Genomic DNA, 16,202 nt, shown 5'->3' with positions numbered 1-16,202 from the left:
ATCTCCAGAGACGTCGAGTATGCCGCAACCTCCAGGACTTGCGAATCGCTGACCTGCCGAATGGTCATGCGCGAAACGAGAAGGCCGCCTTGCGGCGGCCTGTATTGGCAGATCTTGTTTTTCTCGGGGATAAAGCCTGTCAGTTGGTATACACCGGCCCCACGCCGAGGCCCCAGACAATCACGGTGAACGCCATGATGGCCACCAGCACCACCAGACCCACCGCCAGCACTGAGCTGGAAAACAGGAAGCCTTCGTCCGACGGTATGTTCATGAACGTCGGCAGCCCCACGTACAGCAGATACACCGTGTAGCAGATGGCCGCCGTGCCGACGATCATCCCCAGCCACATATGCGGATACAGCGCCGCCAGCCCGCCAACGAACAATGGCGTCGCGGTGTAGGTGGCGAACGCCACGCAACGCGCCAGGCTTGGATTGGCGTCATAAGTGCGGGCCATCCAGTGCACAAAGGCGCCCATCACCGCGACCCCGCCGAGCATCGCCAGGTACGACATCACCGTCATCCAGATCGCGCTTTCGACGGTGAGCATCACCGGTGCGCGGTTGCCGATCACCCAGCCAACCTGAGTGGTGCCGATAAACGCCGAAACGGCCGGAATCGCCGCCAGGATCAGCGTGTGCGTCAGGTACATGTGGCTGATGCTTTCCTCTTGGTCGCCACGGATTTCCTTCCATTCCTGATCGGGGTGGGTAAACAGTCCCACTACGTGATGGATCATGCCAGTCACTCCTCTTGTTATTGCCATCGCCCCCCAGCGGAGCGCCTACGGGCCAAGGTGGCCGAGCAAATACAGGTCTTCAGATGTGTGCGACCTTATGTTGCAGTATAGAAAGGGCTTAACCGCACAGGGACTAGGGGCTTAGAGCAAATTGCGCTGTAAACGGACGGGTTAATCGCAGTTATCTCTGTAGGAGCTGCCGAAGGCTGCGATCTTTTGATCCTGTTTTTAAAATCAAAAGATCGCAGCCTTCGGCAGCTCCTACAGGGTGCGTCCGTCAGGAGGCTGCGCCGCCGGTGGGTTTTTGCGTAAAATGCCCGCCTTTCGTCACACCTCACGGATTTCGCGTCATGGGCACTCTTACGGTCAACCAGAACAAACTGCAAAAGCGCCTGCGCCGCCTGGCCGGCGAAGCGGTCGCCGATTTCAACATGATTGAAGACGGCGACAAGGTCATGGTCTGCCTGTCCGGGGGCAAGGACAGCTACACCATGCTCGACGTGCTGCTGCACCTGCAGAAGGTTGCACCGATCAAGTTCGAGATCGTCGCGGTGAACATGGACCAGAAGCAGCCGGGCTTTCCCGAGCACGTGCTGCCGGCCTACCTGAAAGAGCTGGGCGTCGAGTACCACATCGTCGAGAAAGACACCTACTCGGTGGTCAAGGAATTGATTCCCGAAGGCAAAACCACCTGCTCGCTTTGCTCGCGCCTGCGTCGCGGCACGCTGTACACCTTTGCCGACGAAATCGGCGCGACCAAAATGGCCCTCGGTCACCATCGCGATGACATCGTCGAGACCTTTTTCCTCAACATGTTCTTCAACGGCACCCTCAAGGCGATGCCGCCAAAGCTGCGCGCCGACGACGGGCGCAACGTGGTGATCCGTCCGCTGGCCTACTGCAACGAGAAAGACATCCAGGCCTACTCGGACTTCAAGGAATTCCCGATCATCCCGTGCAACCTCTGCGGTTCGCAGGAAAACCTGCAGCGTCAGGTGGTCAAGGAAATGCTTCAGGACTGGGAGCGCAAGACTCCGGGCCGCACTGAAAGCATCTTCCGCAGTCTGCAGAACGTCGTGCCGTCGCAACTGGCCGACCGCAACCTGTTCGACTTCACCAGCCTGAAGATCGACGAGACCGCGGCTTCGCGCTTCGTTAACGTCGTCAATCTGTAAACCCCTTCCCTGTGGGAGCGAGCCCTGTGGTGAGGGGATTTATCCCCGATGGGGCGCGAAGCGCCCCCAGAAAAGCTGGGGCTGCTGCGCAGCCCATCGGGGATAAATCCCCTCACCACAGGGCCTGCCCCCACATGGGGTTTTTCGTTTCATTCAATAGGAGAGGGCATGCGCGATTACAAGTGGCTGCACGAATACTGTCTGAACCGCTTCGGTTCGGCGGCTGAACTGGAAGCCCATCTGCCCGTTCCCAAGCCCCCCGCGCAATTGCGCAAAATCAGCGACGACCGCTACCTCTCGACCATGGCCTTGCGCGTCTTTCGCGCCGGCCTCAAGCACAGCCTGGTGGACGCCAAGTGGCCGGCTTTCGAAGAGGTGTTCTTCAAGTTCGACCCGGAAAAAGTCGTGCTGATGAGCGCCGAACATCTTGAACGCCTGATGCAGGACGCGCGGATCATCCGTCACCTGGGCAAGCTCAAGAGCGTGCCGCGCAATGCGCAGTTCATTCTCGATGTCGAGCAGGAGAAGGGCAGTTTCGGCGCGCTGATCGCCGACTGGCCGGTGACCGATATCGTCGGTCTGTGGACTTACCTGAAAAAACACGGAAGTCAGTTAGGTGGGCTGTCGGCACCGCGCTTCCTGCGCATGGTCGGCAAGGACACCTTCGTGCCGAGCTATGACGTGGTCGCGGCGCTGAATGCGCAGAAGATCGTCGACAAGGTGCCGACCAGCCTGCGTGATCTGGCGATTGTGCAGAACGCGTTCAATCAGTGGCATGAACAGAGTGGCGGGCGGCCGATGAGCCAGATTTCGATGATGCTGGCGTACACCGTCAATCATTGACATCGAGTTGCTTCAATCGCTGGCAAGCCAGCTCCCACAGGATCCTTGTTGAAACACAATTTTGTGATCGACACAAAAACGGTGGGAGCTGGCTTGCCAGCGATAGCGATCTGTCAGGCGACAGAGACTTCGCCCTCGCCCGCCAGCTTGCGATTCAACTGATACCGCCACCGCACATACAGCAGCGCCGAGCAGAACAGCGCCAGGCTCGCGACCATCTCCAGCACGCCAAACAGCTGCCGGTTCGGGTCATAGGCCGCCAGTGCGCCTTTGATGAAATACAGATTCACTACAAAGCACATCCACGAGTGCGCACGTGCGTTGCCCATCAGCATCCCCGGCGCGAGGATCAGCCACGGGATCAGCTCGACCAGCAGAATCACCCACGGTCGGGCGCCATGCAGGTCGGCAAACACCAGGTAGTAAACGGCGAGCAGCCCGGCGAGGCCGAAGAAGCACAGCAGGCTGACGACCCGCATCGCCTTGACGCGGGGTTCGAGCCACTCGATAGAGGGCAGGACTTTCGGCTTCTTCGCCACCCTCAGCCCTCCAGTTTCTGCGCGGTCTTGGCCAGACGCAGGCCAAGGGCACGACACAGCGCCATCTCGTGCGGATCCAGACCTTTTTTGCCATCGGCCCCGGCGTGATGACTGGCGCCATACGGCGTACCGCCGCCCTGGGTTTCCAGCAGCGCCGACTCGCTGTACGGCAGGCCGGTGATCAGCATGCCGTGGTGCAACAACGGCAGCATCATCGACAACAAGGTGGTTTCCTGGCCGCCGTGCAGGCTGGCGGTGGAGGTGAACACGCCAGCGGGTTTGCCGACCAGTGCACCGGTCAGCCACAGATTGCTGGTGCCATCGAGGAAATACTTCAGCGGGGCGGCCATGTTGCCGAAGCGCGTCGGGCTGCCCAGCGCCAGACCGGCGCAGTTCTTCAGGTCATCGAGCGTGGCATACAACGCGCCTTCATCCGGGATGTCCGGCGATACGGCTTCGCATTCGGTGGAAATGGCTGGCACCGTACGCAAGCGCGCTTCGAGACCCGCCTGTTCGACACCGCGCGCAATCTGCCGCGCCATTTCATTGGTCGCGCCGTTGCGGCTGTAATACAGAACCAGAATATAGGGCGCGCTCACGGCAACAGCTCCAGCACATTTTCCGGTGGACGACCGATCACGGCCTTGTTGCCGACTTCAAGAATTGGCCGCTCCATCAGTTTTGGGTGCTGGGCGATGGCGTCGATCAATTGCGCTTCGCTGAGGCTTTCGTCAGCCAGCTGAAGCATTTTGTATTCATCTTCTCCGGTGCGCAGCAACTGACGCGCGCTGATCCCGAGCTTGCCGAGCAGTGCCTTGATTTGCACCGCATTCAGCGGGGTTTCGAGGTAACGCACCACGTTCGGGGTCAGGCCACGGGCCTCAAGAAGTTCCAGCGCGCCGCGGGATTTCGAGCAGCGCGGATTGTGATAAAGCGTCAGATCGGTCATGGCAGGTCGCTTCTGGCGTAAAGTGGCGGCTATTCTAACTGTGCAGCGCGCAATCCAGAACCTTCAGAGGCAACGGGTCGCAGGCACCTTCAATTTTTGACCAGGGAACATGACATGACACGGCGATTGGCAGCGGCATTGACGATAATCGGGGCGTTGATGCTGGGGGGCTGCGGCAACGACTACGGCATTGACCAGAATGGTCAGAAAGTGGCGTCCGAGCGTCTGGACAAGCAATGGGTAGTGCTCAACTACTGGGCCGAATGGTGTGGCCCGTGCCGCACTGAAATCCCGGAGCTCAATCATTTGGCGGACGAACTCAAGAGCAAGAATGTCGGTGTGTTCGGGGTCAACTTCGACAACGTCCAGGGTGAAGACCTGAAGAGCGCCAGCGAGAAACTCGGCATCAAATTCACCGTGCTGGCGCAGGATCCGGCCGACCTGTTCGACCTGCCGCGCAGTGAGGCCTTGCCGGTGACCTACATCATCGACAACAAGGGCAAGGTGCGTGAGCAGTTGATGGGTGAGCAGACAGCGGCGTGGGTGATGGCGAAGCTGGAGGCGTTGCAGGCGACAAAGTAGGGCAAGTGAGGTTTTGTGGTGAGGGGATTTATCCCCGATGGGCTGCGCAGCAGCCCTGAAACCCGAGAGCTCGGTTTACCCTGACCCTCCGAAGGGGGGGGCGCTCCGCGCCCCATCGGGGATAAATCCCCTCACCACAGGGTAGTCTCAGCAGCAGGAGGGGGTTAACCCTCTTCCAGCCACCAACGCAACGGCTTGCCTTGCGCCGGCCAGAAGCGCATCTGCTCGATCGGTGAGATGTCCCAGCGCTCAACGCCTTGCAGGGCCTGCAGGAAGCGTTGTTCCTGCTCCATCAGCGCCGGGGCGCAGAGTTTGCGGGTCTTGCCGATCGGGCCGAAGCTCAGCTTGTCGCCGTCGAGGGTGTACGGCGCGAACCAGTGGTTGCAGCCGCCGTTGCCGTAAGCACGACCATCGTCGCCGAGGGTCACGGTCAGGTGGCTGTAATCCATCAAGGGCCGCTCGCCGATCCACTCCAGAATGTAGCTGCGGTTCTGCTGCAATTGCACAGGCTCTGCGGCGCAGCCCACCAGACCGGCACCGACCAACAGCGGCAGGGCGAGGCGTTTCATCACGCAGGCTCCTGGCATTTCGGGCACAAGTGCTTGTCGCCAACGGCTTTCCAGCCCAGCTCGGCGATGCGTGCGGTGGCGGCCGGCTTCTCGGCGCTCTTGCCCAGCTTGGCGTCCACGGCGAACTCGAAGTTCAGCTCTTTGGCGCAGCTGTCGCAGTTGACCTGCCAGGTGTGGATCGCCAGTTCGCCGAATACCGGGCCCGTGGTCATTGCGGTCCATTGCCCCGGCGGATTGATCAGGTGGCGCACGGTGTCGACGGTCAGGCGCATGGACAAGTCCTTGCTGCCTTTGAGCGTGACCAACAGGACATCACCGTTGCGGATCGAGCCACCATTGCCGGTGACCTGATAGCGGCCCGGTACGAGGGCGCGGCATTCGGTGAGGGTGTGTTGCGGGTTCATCAGGGTGTAGCGGAAATCGTGTTCGACCATGGGTCCTCCAAATCTGCGCGACATGCTAGCACGGGCTTGATTGCAGGATGGCGTACGTGTGCGACCTTCGATCCGGTTCAAATCGGCTGGCGCTCATGGCAAACTGCCGCCCTTCAATCTGAGGGAACGGAACATGGCGTTGATCGAATGTTATGAATGCAAGCGCAGCATCAGCTCCGAAGCCAAGGCGTGCATTCATTGTGGCGCTCCGATGGCGGAGCAGCATGACCACAACCCGCCGCAGGCGACGGCAGCCGCCGCGACGATTTCATTCGGCAGCCTGCCGCGCAACAAATCCGTGCCCGACGCCTTTGTTCCGCCGCCAGCTCCGGAGCCGGCGCCGAAAGTGACACCGGCCGCTGTCGGCCGGCGCCGTCGGCAGCCCGAGCCCGCGCCGCAGCCTCAGGCCAACGCTGATGGTTCGCGTCCGGTGGAAGGCTGGTTGAAGATCATGGTGTTTCTGTTGCCGATGGTCTTTGTCTGGTTCCTGTTGCGCAACGGCCACTCGATGAAACAGCGCTTTTTCGGGTTTGGCTGGCTGGCGCTGCTGATTCTGGCCTCGTCGCTGTCGCCCAAATAAGCCGCCAATCCTCAACCTTCGACCTGGTTCTGCGGCGTGCCTGCGGCCCAGGTCGCGATGTTGTGCAGGGTGGTCGCGGCAATCGCACCCAAGGCTTCATGGGTCAGGAACGCCTGATGCGCAGTGATGATCACGTTCGGAAACGTCAGTAACCGCGCCAGCACGTCGTCCTGCAGCGGCAAGTCGCTGCGATCCTCGAAAAACAGCTGCGCCTCTTCCTCATACACATCCAGTCCCAGATAGCCCAATTGGCCGTCCTTCAGTGCATCGATCAACGCCGGTGTGTCCACCAGGCCGCCGCGCCCGGTGTTGATCAGCATCGCCCCCGGTTGCAGATGGGCCAGTGACTCACGGTTGATCAAGTGTTTGCTTTGCGCATTGAGCGGGCAATGCAGGCTGATGATCCGCGATTGTGCGAGCAGCTCCGGCAGGCTCAGATACCGCGCGCCCAAAGCCACAACCTCCGGATTTGGATACGGATCGTAAGCCAGCAACTGACAACCGAAACCGTGCATGATTTTCGCGAACGTCGCGCCGATCTGCCCGGTGCCAACGATGCCGACCGTTTTGCCCACCAGATCGAAACCGGTCAGGCCGTGCAGGGTGAAATCGCCTTCGCGGGTGCGGTTGTAGGCGCGGTGCAGGCGCCGGTTGAGCGCCAGAATCAGCGCCACCGCATGTTCGGCCACCGCATGTGGCGAATAGGCCGGCACCCGCACCACGGCCAACCCGAGGCGTTTCGCCGCGAGCAGATCGACATGGTTGTAGCCCGCCGAACGCAGGGCGATCAGGCGCGTGCCCCCGGTCGCCAGACGCTCCAGCACTGGCGCACTGAGATCGTCATTGATGAAGGCGCAGACCACCTCGTGGTGCTCAGCCAGGGCGGCGGTGTCGAGACTGAGCCGGGCCTGCTGAAAGTGCAGTTCTATCCCGCCCGGGCAATCGACGGCGAGGAAACTGTCGCGGTCGTAGGTCTGGCTGCTGAAAACGAGCGTGCGCATGTATTTCTCCTGGAGCGGGGTGGCGAGTCAATGTTGACCACCACTTTATCGGCGGTTGCCACCGCCGGTATTGCCATGGGTCAGGCGCTGATTCTGGCCTGGGTCGCGAGGCGATTGATCGCCCGCTCCAATTCCTCCAACGCCGCCGGTGCTTTCGGATCGCCCTGTTTGAGCAGGGTTTCACTGCGCTGGCAGGCCGCGCGCAATTGCGGCACGCCGCAATACCGGGTCGCGCCGTGCAGGCGATGCACACGCTCGATCAGTGCATTGTGATCGCGGGCTTCACTGGCGGCGCGAATCGCTTCGCGGTCGGCTTCCAGCGAGGCGAGCAGCATCGCCAGCATGTCCGCCGCCAGATCGGCCTTGCCAGCGGCCAGGCGCAAGCCTTCTTCGTGGTCGATCACGGGCAGTTCGTTGCTGCCCGTCGCACTCTCGCTGGCGCGCTCCGCGCCTTGATTGCGCAAGGCCAGCCCCGTCCATTTCAGCACCACTTGCGCCAGTTGCCGCTCGCTGATCGGTTTGGTCAGGTAGTCGTCCATGCCACTTTGCAGCAAGGCGCGTTTTTCGTTGGCCATGGCGTGGGCGGTGAGGGCGACGATCGGCAGCGGTGTGCAATGCCGTTCGCTTTCCCACTGGCGGATGGTTTAGGTGGTCTGGCGTCCGTCCATGCCCGGCATCTGCACGTCCATCAGCACCAGATCGAAGGCTTCGCTCTGCACTGCCTTGACCGCCGCGTACCCGCTTTCCACGGCCAGCACCTTGGCGCCCATGTCTTCGAGCAGGGTCTGCACCAGCAACAGGTTGGCTGGGTTGTCGTCGACGCACAGCACTTTCGGAGCACGGCTCGACAGCGGTTCGCCCGGCTCACTGCGCGGCTGGCGCGGGTTGGCCAGATCCGCCAGCGCCCGACGCAATTTGCGCGTGCAGGCCGGTTTGGCCTGGAGCTGACTGTGCGGGTTGGGCACCGAGAGATGGAACAGCGTCTGTTCGGTGGTCGGGCACAACACCAGCACTTTGCAACCGAGGTGTTCGAGATCCCAGATGTGCTGGTTCAGGCGCTCCGGGAGCATGTCGTTGCTGGTGATGCCGAGCACCGCAAGATCGATCGCCTGATCGGTCTGGTGCGCGCCGGTGACCCCGTTGGTCAGGCTCTCCAGCGTATTGAATGGCGTGACATCGAGGCCACAGTCTTCCAGTTGATGCTGCAAGGCCTGGCGCGCCAGTTCGTGATTTTCCAGCACCGCCACGCGGCGTCCGAGTAGCGGTGGGGCCGGCAAATCTTCGGTGTCGTCGCGAGTTTTCGGCAGGCTCAGGCTGATCCAGAACTCCGAGCCTTCGCCCGGGGTGCTGTCGACGCCGATTTCGCCGCCCATCTGTTCGATCAGGCGCTTGGAAATCACCAGACCCAGACCGGTGCCGCCGGGCTGGCGCGACAGCGAGTTGTCGGCCTGACTGAATGCCTGGAACAACGCGCGCACATCCTGACTCGACAGGCCGATGCCGGTGTCCTGAATGCTGATGCGCAGTTGCACGCTGTCTTCGTGTTCTTCCTCAAGCATGGCGCGCGCGACGATGGTGCCTTCGCGGGTGAACTTGATCGCGTTGCTGACCAGGTTGGTGAGGATCTGCTTCAGCCGCAGCGGGTCACCGACCAGCGACAGCGGCGTGTCGCGATAGACCAGACTCACCAGCTCCAATTGCTTGGCATGAGCCGCCGGCGCCAGAATCGTCAGGGTGTCCTGCAACAGGTCGCGCAGGTTGAACGGGATATGGTCGAGCACCAGCTTGCCGGCCTCGATCTTCGAGAAGTCGAGGATCTCGTTGATGATCCCGAGCAGGCTGTCGGCGGACTTTTCGATGGTACCCAGATAGTCGAGCTGGCGCGGGGTCAGCTCGCTTTTCTGCAACAGATGCGTGAAGCCGAGAATGCCGTTGAGTGGCGTACGGATTTCGTGGCTCATGTTGGCGAGGAACTCGGATTTGATCCGGCTCGCCTCCAGCGCTTCTTTGCGCGCCAGGTCCAGTTCGATGTTCTGGATCTCGATGGTTTCCAGGTTCTGCCGCACGTCTTCGGTGGCCTGATCGACGCTGTGCTGCAGTTCTTCGCGCGCGTTCTGCAGGGTCCCGGCCATGCGGTTGATGCCCGAGGCCAACTCGTCCAGTTCCTGACTGCCGAGTGGTGGCAGGCGGGTTTCCAGATGACCGTCCTTGAGTTGCGCAACGGCGTGTTTGATCTGGCTCAACGGGCGGTTGATGGTGCGGCCCATGCGCAAGGCGAGCAGGGCCGCGCTGGCGAGGCCCGCGGCGATCAGCAGCAGACTGGCAAACAGACTGCGATAACCGCGCAGCAGCATGCCGTTGTGCGACAGCTCCAGTTCGACCCAGCCGAGCAGGCGCTCGGATTCTTGCGGGATCACGTCGCCGGCGAGGTTGCGATGCTTGCCGAACACCGGCATCAGATAACGTGTGGCGTCATTGCCGCTGCGCCGTTGCAGTTGTGCGCTGTCGCCACTGGGCGCCTGATTGAGCATGGTCGGACCGGCGTGCGCCAGCGGTGTGCGATCAGGGGCGAGGAAGGTGACGGCGCGCACGTCAGGCTGTTCCAGCGATTGAGTGGCGATGCGCTCCAGCAGATCGGTGTTGCCGTGGCCCATGGCGGGCGCCACCAATGGCGCCAGTTGCTCGGCGATCATTTCACCGCGCTGCATCAGTTGGGTCTGCAAATCGGACTGTTGCATCCAGGTGAAATAGCCACCGAGCACCAACGCCATCAGGCTGGTGGGCAACAGGGTCAGCAACAATACGCGACCTTTGATTCCCAGTTTCTTGAGCACACCCATCTCCTGCATCCCGCTGAACTGTTGACTCGCACGTGCGTCCGGCACGCGCCATTGGCGCAGTGTAGCGATTTGCAGGCAGGCAATCTTCGGAAAAATCATCTCGCCCTCGGCCGCCAGGGCGAGGCGCGTTTGTCCGGCCGGTCAAGCTTGGGTTGCCCGATGGCGGGCAATCTTGAATAATCGGCCAACTGAGAATTATTTGCAGATACTCATGACTCCTGTTTCCACCGACCTGCCACGCATTCTTGCCATCGAGGACGACCCGGTGCTCGGTGCCTATGTTCACGAACACCTGGGCCGGAGCGGCTTTGCGGTGACCTGGTGCCAGAACGGGCAGGAAGGGCTGAACATCGCCCGCCATCAGCCGTTCGACGTGGTGCTGATGGACATTCTGTTGCCGGGGCTCGATGGCCTGAAGGTGCTGACGCAGTTGCGCCAGAGCCATTCGACGCCGGTGCTGCTGATGTCGGCGCTGGGCGCCGAGGCCGATCGCATCAGCGGCTTTCGTCTGGGCGCCGATGATTACCTGCCCAAGCCGTTCAGCATGGCCGAGCTGCATGTGCGGATCGAGGCGATCCTGCGCCGGGTGGCGCTGGATCGGCGTCCGGCAGCCATTGCACCACCTGCTGCCAGTGGCGCACTGCGCTTCGACGATGAGCAGTGCGAAGTCTTCCATAACGCGCAAGCTGCCGGTTTGACCCGTAGCGAATACCGCTTGCTGGAAACCCTCAATCGCAACGATGAAGAAGTCCTGAGCAAGGCCTTCCTCTATCAGCACGTGTTGCAGCGCGGCTATGCGGCCCACGACCGCAGCCTCGACATGCACATCAGCCAGATCCGCCGCAAACTCAAGGCCATCGGTTACACCGAACGAGAAGTGCGCACGGTATGGGGCAAGGGGTATGTGCTGAGTGCGCCCGATGAAAGTCTCTGACTTGCCGGGGCGGCATTCGCTGTTCTGGAAACTGGCGTGTCTGCTGGTGGCGTTCTGTCTGCTGATGATCTGGCTGAGCTGGTCGTGGGGGCGCTATATGGAAGAGCGCAACCAGTTCCTCTCCGACGAGGCGCGCGGCACCCTCAGCCGTTATGCCGGCGAGGCCGAGCGGGCGTGGCAGCGCGACGAGCGCGACGGGGTCGATAACTGGTTGCAGAGCATGGAATTGCGCGAGGCGGCCTGGGTCGGGGTGATCGACCGCAATCTGCAATCGTTGAGCAGCGAGCCGCTGAATGAACAGGAAATCCAGCACCTGACCTTTTTGCGCGGCCTCGACTGGCCGATCCACAAAAAGGGCCGGCCGTGGTTGCGCGTGCCGTTTCCGAAGAACCCGTCCGCCGGCAGTCTGGTGATTGAGTTGCCCGAGCGTTTCCTGCCGGGGAAATACCGGGTGTTCTGGCGGGTGATCACCAACGGCGTGATTCCGGGGCTGTTCACCGTATTGCTGTGCATTGGCCTGTATCGCTTGCTGGTAGTGCCGTTGAATAACTTGCGTGAGCAAGCCAACGCCTGGCGTGCCGACCAATTGCATGTGCGTCTGTCGAGCGGCATCACCCAGCGCCCGGACGAACTCGGCGAGCTGGCGCGGGCCTTCGACTCAATGTCCGAACGCCTGCAATCCACCGTCGCCCTGCAACAGCAGCTGCTGCGCGACCTGTCCCATGAATTGCGTACGCCGCTGAGCCGGCTGCGGGTGGCCAGTGAAAGCGAACAGGATCTGCGCCAACTGCGCGAGCGCATCGGCCGTGAAGTCGACGGCATGCAGCGGCTGGTCGAAGACACCTTGCAACTGGCCTGGCTCGACACCGAACGCGCGCCGCTGCCTAACGAAGCGATCCAGATCCAGGCGCTGTGGGAAATGCTCACCGACAATGCCTGTTATGAAAGCGGCTGGCCGAGCCTGCAATTGCAGTGCGCGGTGCCGGCGTCATGCTGGGTGCGCGGTAACCTCAATACTTTGGCGCAGGCGCTGGAAAATATTCTGCGCAATGCCATTCGTCATTCGCCCGAGGGCGGCATCGTGCGCCTTGATGGACGGCGTGACGATGATTATTGGCATTTGTGGCTGGAGGATCAGGGCGGCGGGGTGGCCGAGGGGGATCTGCAACGGATCTTCTCGCCGTTCACCCGCCTCGACGGCTCACGCCCGGGGGATGGCGGGTTTGGGTTGGGGTTGAGCATTGCCAGGAATGCGGTGCAGCGCCAGGGTGGGATGGTGTGGGCGGAGAATGCCGGGGCGGGGTTGCGCCTGAATTTGCGCCTGGTGGCTGACGTTGATGTCGCATCGACTGATGCTATCGCGAGCAAGCTCGCCCCCACAGTGGATGTCGGTCGTCCGCAGATTGTGTGAATAGCAAACGCCATCTGTAGGAGTGAGCCTGCTCGCGATGGGGAGTTTCGCTTCACCGCTGTCAGCCCGTGCGGGAGTGGTCGCGTATTTTTGTACGACCTTTCCTAAAGGACTTTATCGACGTTTTAACCCGTCCTTGACCATTTACTCTCGGGGCTCCGCTCGTCCTCAAGGAACTGGTCATGACTGCAACTGACATCCCCGGCAATGCCTCCGATAACCGATTCAATGAAGTACTGGCGCTGATTCAGAGCGCCAGGCAGCAAGCCGTGCAAGCAGTAAATACTCAACTGATCGAGTTGTACTGGCAGGTGGGGGGTTACATCAGCCGCAAGATCGCTCGCGCTGAGTGGGGCGATGCGGTGGTTAGGCAACTGGCCGAACATCTGGCTCGAACGCAGCCAGGGCTGCGTGGGTTTACCCGTTCGAACTTGTTCCGCATGTGCCAGTTCTACGAGACTTATCACGCTGAAGAAAAAGTCGCACCACTGGTGCGACAATTGTCTTGGTCTCACAATTTGATCATTTTCAGCCAAAGCAAACGTCCAGAAGAACGCGAGTTCTACGTCCGCATGGCTATTCAGGAAAAGTGGTCAAAGCGCGAACTCGAACGCCAGCTCAAGGCTGCGCTTTTCGAACGCAGCATCACCCAGCCCGCAAAGGTTTCTGCTGTCCTCAAACAGACTCATCCCGCCGCACTCGAGATCTTCCGTGACGCCTACATGGTCGAGTTTCTCGACCTTCCCGGCGTGCACGCCGAAACCGATCTGCATCGAGGTTTGCTGGGGCGACTGAAGGAATTTCTGATCGAGTTGGGGCGCGATTTCTGCTTCGTCGGTTCGGAGTATCCGGTACAAGTTGGCGGCCGTGATTTCGCCCTTGATCTGCTGTTCTTCCATCGCGGGCTCAACTGTCTTGTCGCCATCGAGCTCAAGGTCGGACGTTTTGAGCCTGAATATCTGGGCAAGCTGAATTTCTACCTTGAAGCGCTGGATCGCGGTGTTCGCAAACCTCACGAGAATCCGGCCATCGGCGTATTGCTGTGCGCCAGCAAGGAGGATGAGGTCGTCGAGTACGCCCTCAACCGCAGCTTGTCTGCGGCGCTGATTGCGGAATATCAGGTGCAGTTGCCAGACAAACAATTGCTGCAAGCCAAATTGCACGAGTTCTATGCGATGAATGTCGCAGGGGAAGAGGAAGGCTGAGACATCTGCTTATTCCCATAAACCATAAGCACCGCACTTTGCGTGATATGGCCTGCGAACGTTTGCCGGTATGATAGGCGCCCCCGCACGTCTGGATTGCGAATACGCCATGACCCTGCAGTACCCAACCATCGCCGATTGCGTCGGCAACACGCCGCTGGTGCGTTTGCAGCGCCTGCCCGGTGCTACCAGCAACACCCTTTTGCTCAAGCTTGAAGGGAATAACCCGGCGGGTTCGGTCAAGGACCGTCCGGCGTTGTCGATGATCACTCGCGCCGAGTTGCGCGGGCAGATTCACGCTGGCGATACATTGATCGAAGCGACTTCGGGCAACACCGGCATCGCGCTGGCCATGGCTGCCGCGATCAAGGGTTACAAGATGATCCTGATCATGCCGGACAACTCCAGTGCCGAGCGTAAAGCGGCGATGACCGCATACGGTGCCGAGCTGATTCTGGTCAGCCAGGAAGAAGGCATGGAAGGCGCGCGCGATCTCGCCCAGCGGATGGAAGCCGAAGGCCGTGGCAAGGTGCTCGATCAGTTCGCCAACGGCGACAATCCTGAAGCGCACTACACCACCACTGGCCCGGAAATCTGGCGTCAGACCCATGGCACCATCACCCATTTCGTCAGCTCGATGGGCACCACCGGCACCATCATGGGCGTCTCGCGCTACTTGAAAGAGCAGAGCGACAGCGTGCAGATCATCGGGCTGCAGCCGATGGAAGGCTCGGCCATTCCCGGCATCCGCCGCTGGCCGCAGGAATACCTGCCGAAGATCTATCAGGCCGACCGCGTCGACCGCATTGTCGACATGGCGCAAAGCGAAGCCGAGGACGTCACCCGGCGTCTGGCCCGCGAAGAAGGCATCTTCTGTGGCGTGTCATCGGGCGGTGCGGTGGCAGCGATGCTGCGCCTGTCCAAAGAAGTTGAAAACGCGGTGATCGTCGCGATCATCTGCGACCGTGGCGACCGTTATCTGTCGACCGGCATTTTCGACGCGGCCAACTGATGGCCAGGCATGAGAGAGGCTTGCGCTTCCAGCCCACCGGCGGCAGCAAGGCCGCGCAAATCCCGACCGGCAAAAAGCAGCGCCTGAGCATCGAGCGCCTGGCCAATGACGGTCGCGGCATCGCGTTTTTCGAAGGCAAAACCTGGTTCGTCCTCGGCGCCCTCGCCGGTGAAGAAGTCGAGGCGCGGGTGCTCGGTACCCACGGCAAAGTGGTCGAAGCGCGCACCGAGCGCGTGTTCAAGGCCAGTGAACTGCGTCGCCCGGCTGCCTGTCAGCACGCCGGCCGTTGCGGTGGCTGCAGCGTGCAACACTTGCCCCATGCCGAACAGCTTGCCCTGAAACAGCGCATGCTCGCCGAGCAGCTGTCGAAGGTTGCCGGGGTCGCGCCTGACGAATGGGCGGCGCCGCTGACCGGAGCGGAATTCGGCTATCGCCGCCGCGCGCGGATCGCCGTGCGTTGGGACATGAAAGCCAAGCAGCTCGAAGTCGGTTTTCGCGCCGCCGGCAGTCAGGACATCGTCGGTATCAACGAATGCCCGGTGCTGGTACAGCCCTTGCAGCCGATCATGACCCGTTTGCCGGAGATGCTCCGTCGTTTGAGCAAACCGCAAGCGCTGGGGCACGTCGAGTTGTTCAGTGGTTCTTCGCTGGCGGTGTTGTTGCGACACATGGCGCCGTTGTCTGAAGCCGACCTGACGATCCTCAAGGAATTCTGCCAGTTCCATGACGCGCAACTGTGGCTGCATGGCGACGGCGAGCCGCAACCGGTGGATGCCACGCAGTCGCTGGGTTATCGCCTGGAACAGTGGGATCTGGATCTGGCCTGGCGGCCGGGGGATTTCATCCAGGTCAGCGCCGGGGTCAACGAGGCGATGGTGGCGCAGGCACTGGACTGGCTGAAGCCGACCGGTGACGAGCGCGTGCTTGACCTGTTCTGCGGCCTGGGCAACTTCGCCTTGCCATTGGCCAAAAGCGTGCGCGAAGTGGTGGCGGTGGAGGGCGTGCAGGCCATGGTCGACCGTGCCGCTGCGAATGCCGCTAGCAACAATTTGCATAACACAAAGTTTTTTCAAGCCGATTTATCCCAGCCTTTGACCGATGTCGAATGGATCGGAAACGGCTTTTCTGCGGTACTCTTGGACCCACCGCGTGACGGTGCTTTCGAGGTGGTGCGCAAGCTCGCGACCCTGGGTGCCGAGCGGTTGGTTTATGTGTCGTGCAACCCTGCAACTCTGGCGCGCGATACGGTCGAATTGATCAAGCAGGGCTACCGGTTAAAACGTGCCGGGATTCTCGATATGTTTCCTCAGACGGCGCATGTCGAGGCCATGGCGTTATTTGAAGCGAGCCAGGATGGCTCGTCTGAATCCGTCTGATCTGTCCGCG

General features: G+C 61.2%; 16 protein-coding genes and 1 pseudogene. 9 read left to right on the top strand and 8 right to left on the bottom strand.

Translation table 11 applies throughout. The features are described from left to right. Positions 1–139: 139 nt before the first annotated feature. Positions 140–742 (bottom strand): Yip1 family protein, encoded by a 603-nt coding sequence (locus tag GTQ41_RS19770; RefSeq protein WP_007917515.1) that lies wholly within the window; start codon positions 740–742, stop codon positions 140–142. Positions 743–1,092: 350 nt separating this feature from the next. On the opposite strand from GTQ41_RS19770, the gene ttcA reads away from it, so the two are divergent. Together ttcA and GTQ41_RS19760 are read left to right on the top strand one after the other, a co-directional pair. After that, positions 1,093–1,917: a tRNA 2-thiocytidine(32) synthetase TtcA gene (gene ttcA / locus GTQ41_RS19765; RefSeq protein WP_041067551.1), complete on the top strand. Its 825-nt coding sequence runs from the start codon at positions 1,093–1,095 to the stop codon at positions 1,915–1,917. Positions 1,918–2,085: 168 nt separating this feature from the next. Continuing rightward, complete coding sequence (locus GTQ41_RS19760; protein WP_047295793.1) at positions 2,086–2,760, top strand: DNA-3-methyladenine glycosylase I; 675 nt, start codon at positions 2,086–2,088, stop codon at positions 2,758–2,760. Between the two features lie 113 nt (positions 2,761–2,873). Here the strand turns inward: GTQ41_RS19760 and GTQ41_RS19755 are convergent, their stop codons facing one another. From GTQ41_RS19755 to arsC, 3 genes are read right to left on the bottom strand one after another with little or no spacing between them, the layout of a single operon-like run. After that, complete coding sequence (locus GTQ41_RS19755; protein ID WP_047295791.1) at positions 2,874–3,299, bottom strand: DUF2069 domain-containing protein; 426 nt, start codon at positions 3,297–3,299, stop codon at positions 2,874–2,876. Positions 3,300–3,301: 2 nt separating this feature from the next. Next, positions 3,302–3,898: an NAD(P)H:quinone oxidoreductase gene (wrbA, locus tag GTQ41_RS19750; protein ID WP_047295789.1), complete on the bottom strand. Its 597-nt coding sequence runs from the start codon at positions 3,896–3,898 to the stop codon at positions 3,302–3,304. Next, entirely contained in the window at positions 3,895–4,248 is a 354-nt protein-coding gene (gene arsC, locus GTQ41_RS19745; protein ID WP_047295787.1) for an arsenate reductase (glutaredoxin), read from the bottom strand. The genes wrbA and arsC overlap by 4 nt, the downstream gene beginning before the upstream one ends. 114 nt (positions 4,249–4,362) lie before the next feature. Between arsC and GTQ41_RS19740 the strand changes: the two genes are divergently transcribed. Continuing rightward, positions 4,363–4,830 (top strand): TlpA disulfide reductase family protein, encoded by a 468-nt coding sequence (locus GTQ41_RS19740; RefSeq protein WP_047295785.1) that lies wholly within the window; start codon positions 4,363–4,365, stop codon positions 4,828–4,830. A gap of 164 nt (positions 4,831–4,994) precedes the next feature. Here the strand turns inward: GTQ41_RS19740 and GTQ41_RS19735 are convergent, their stop codons facing one another. Both GTQ41_RS19735 and GTQ41_RS19730 read right to left on the bottom strand, forming a co-directional pair. After that, positions 4,995–5,399 (bottom strand): META domain-containing protein, encoded by a 405-nt coding sequence (locus tag GTQ41_RS19735; RefSeq protein WP_047295783.1) that lies wholly within the window; start codon positions 5,397–5,399, stop codon positions 4,995–4,997. Then, positions 5,399–5,833, bottom strand: a complete 435-nt coding sequence (locus tag GTQ41_RS19730) for a hypothetical protein (protein WP_041067531.1) — start codon at positions 5,831–5,833, stop codon at positions 5,399–5,401. The genes GTQ41_RS19735 and GTQ41_RS19730 overlap by 1 nt, the downstream gene beginning before the upstream one ends. A 133-nt stretch (positions 5,834–5,966) precedes the next feature. On the opposite strand from GTQ41_RS19730, the gene GTQ41_RS19725 reads away from it, so the two are divergent. Next, positions 5,967–6,413: a hypothetical protein gene (locus GTQ41_RS19725; protein WP_047295781.1), complete on the top strand. Its 447-nt coding sequence runs from the start codon at positions 5,967–5,969 to the stop codon at positions 6,411–6,413. A gap of 11 nt (positions 6,414–6,424) precedes the next feature. On the opposite strand, the gene GTQ41_RS19720 is transcribed toward GTQ41_RS19725, so the two are convergent. Together GTQ41_RS19720 and GTQ41_RS19715 are read right to left on the bottom strand one after the other, a co-directional pair. Then, positions 6,425–7,414 (bottom strand): 2-hydroxyacid dehydrogenase, encoded by a 990-nt coding sequence (locus GTQ41_RS19720; RefSeq protein ID WP_047295779.1) that lies wholly within the window; start codon positions 7,412–7,414, stop codon positions 6,425–6,427. An 80-nt stretch (positions 7,415–7,494) separates the two neighbouring features. Then, a pseudogene (locus GTQ41_RS19715) lies at positions 7,495–10,248 on the bottom strand (response regulator). 217 nt (positions 10,249–10,465) lie between these two features. On the opposite strand from GTQ41_RS19715, the gene GTQ41_RS19710 reads away from it, so the two are divergent. From GTQ41_RS19710 to rlmD, 5 genes are all read left to right on the top strand, one after another. Then, positions 10,466–11,188 (top strand): response regulator transcription factor, encoded by a 723-nt coding sequence (locus tag GTQ41_RS19710; RefSeq protein ID WP_047295777.1) that lies wholly within the window; start codon positions 10,466–10,468, stop codon positions 11,186–11,188. Next, positions 11,175–12,599 carry a sensor histidine kinase gene (locus tag GTQ41_RS19705; protein WP_047295776.1) on the top strand — a complete coding sequence of 475 codons (1,425 nt, stop codon included), beginning with the start codon at positions 11,175–11,177 and terminating at the stop codon, positions 12,597–12,599. The genes GTQ41_RS19710 and GTQ41_RS19705 overlap by 14 nt, the downstream gene beginning before the upstream one ends. 182 nt (positions 12,600–12,781) lie before the next feature. Next, positions 12,782–13,804, top strand: a complete 1,023-nt coding sequence (locus GTQ41_RS19700) for a YhcG family protein (RefSeq protein WP_131671699.1) — start codon at positions 12,782–12,784, stop codon at positions 13,802–13,804. A gap of 109 nt (positions 13,805–13,913) precedes the next feature. Continuing rightward, positions 13,914–14,816 carry a cysteine synthase CysM gene (gene cysM / locus GTQ41_RS19695; RefSeq protein WP_047295773.1) on the top strand — a complete coding sequence of 301 codons (903 nt, stop codon included), beginning with the start codon at positions 13,914–13,916 and terminating at the stop codon, positions 14,814–14,816. Next, positions 14,816–16,192 (top strand): 23S rRNA (uracil(1939)-C(5))-methyltransferase RlmD, encoded by a 1,377-nt coding sequence (gene rlmD, locus GTQ41_RS19690; protein ID WP_047295771.1) that lies wholly within the window; start codon positions 14,816–14,818, stop codon positions 16,190–16,192. Before cysM ends, rlmD begins: the two co-directional genes overlap by 1 nt. Positions 16,193–16,202 lie beyond the last annotated feature (10 nt).

Source organism: Pseudomonas sp. AN-B15 (assembly GCF_019056475.1).
Taxonomy (GTDB): domain Bacteria; phylum Pseudomonadota; class Gammaproteobacteria; order Pseudomonadales; family Pseudomonadaceae; genus Aquipseudomonas; species Aquipseudomonas parakoreensis.
Note: the sequence above shows the minus strand (reverse complement) of the source record. Positions and strands in the feature narration are given on the sequence as shown.

Bases quoted from the DNA above. Each gene is read 5' to 3' on its own strand.
- GTQ41_RS19710 (WP_047295777.1), top strand. From the start codon at position 10,466: ATGACTCCTGTTTCCACCGACCTGCCACGCATTCTTGCCATCGAGGAC.
- arsC (WP_047295787.1), bottom strand. From the start codon at position 4,248: ATGACCGATCTGACGCTTTATCACAATCCGCGCTGCTCGAAATCCCGC.
- GTQ41_RS19760 (WP_047295793.1), top strand. From the start codon at position 2,086: ATGCGCGATTACAAGTGGCTGCACGAATACTGTCTGAACCGCTTCGGT.
- GTQ41_RS19735 (WP_047295783.1), bottom strand. From the start codon at position 5,399: ATGAAACGCCTCGCCCTGCCGCTGTTGGTCGGTGCCGGTCTGGTGGGC.
- GTQ41_RS19720 (WP_047295779.1), bottom strand. From the start codon at position 7,414: ATGCGCACGCTCGTTTTCAGCAGCCAGACCTACGACCGCGACAGTTTC.
- ttcA (WP_041067551.1), top strand. From the start codon at position 1,093: ATGGGCACTCTTACGGTCAACCAGAACAAACTGCAAAAGCGCCTGCGC.
- GTQ41_RS19705 (WP_047295776.1), top strand. From the start codon at position 11,175: ATGAAAGTCTCTGACTTGCCGGGGCGGCATTCGCTGTTCTGGAAACTG.
- rlmD (WP_047295771.1), top strand. From the start codon at position 14,816: ATGGCCAGGCATGAGAGAGGCTTGCGCTTCCAGCCCACCGGCGGCAGC.
- GTQ41_RS19770 (WP_007917515.1), bottom strand. From the start codon at position 742: ATGATCCATCACGTAGTGGGACTGTTTACCCACCCCGATCAGGAATGG.
- GTQ41_RS19730 (WP_041067531.1), bottom strand. From the start codon at position 5,833: ATGGTCGAACACGATTTCCGCTACACCCTGATGAACCCGCAACACACC.
- GTQ41_RS19740 (WP_047295785.1), top strand. From the start codon at position 4,363: ATGACACGGCGATTGGCAGCGGCATTGACGATAATCGGGGCGTTGATG.
- GTQ41_RS19725 (WP_047295781.1), top strand. From the start codon at position 5,967: ATGGCGTTGATCGAATGTTATGAATGCAAGCGCAGCATCAGCTCCGAA.
- GTQ41_RS19700 (WP_131671699.1), top strand. From the start codon at position 12,782: ATGACTGCAACTGACATCCCCGGCAATGCCTCCGATAACCGATTCAAT.
- cysM (WP_047295773.1), top strand. From the start codon at position 13,914: ATGACCCTGCAGTACCCAACCATCGCCGATTGCGTCGGCAACACGCCG.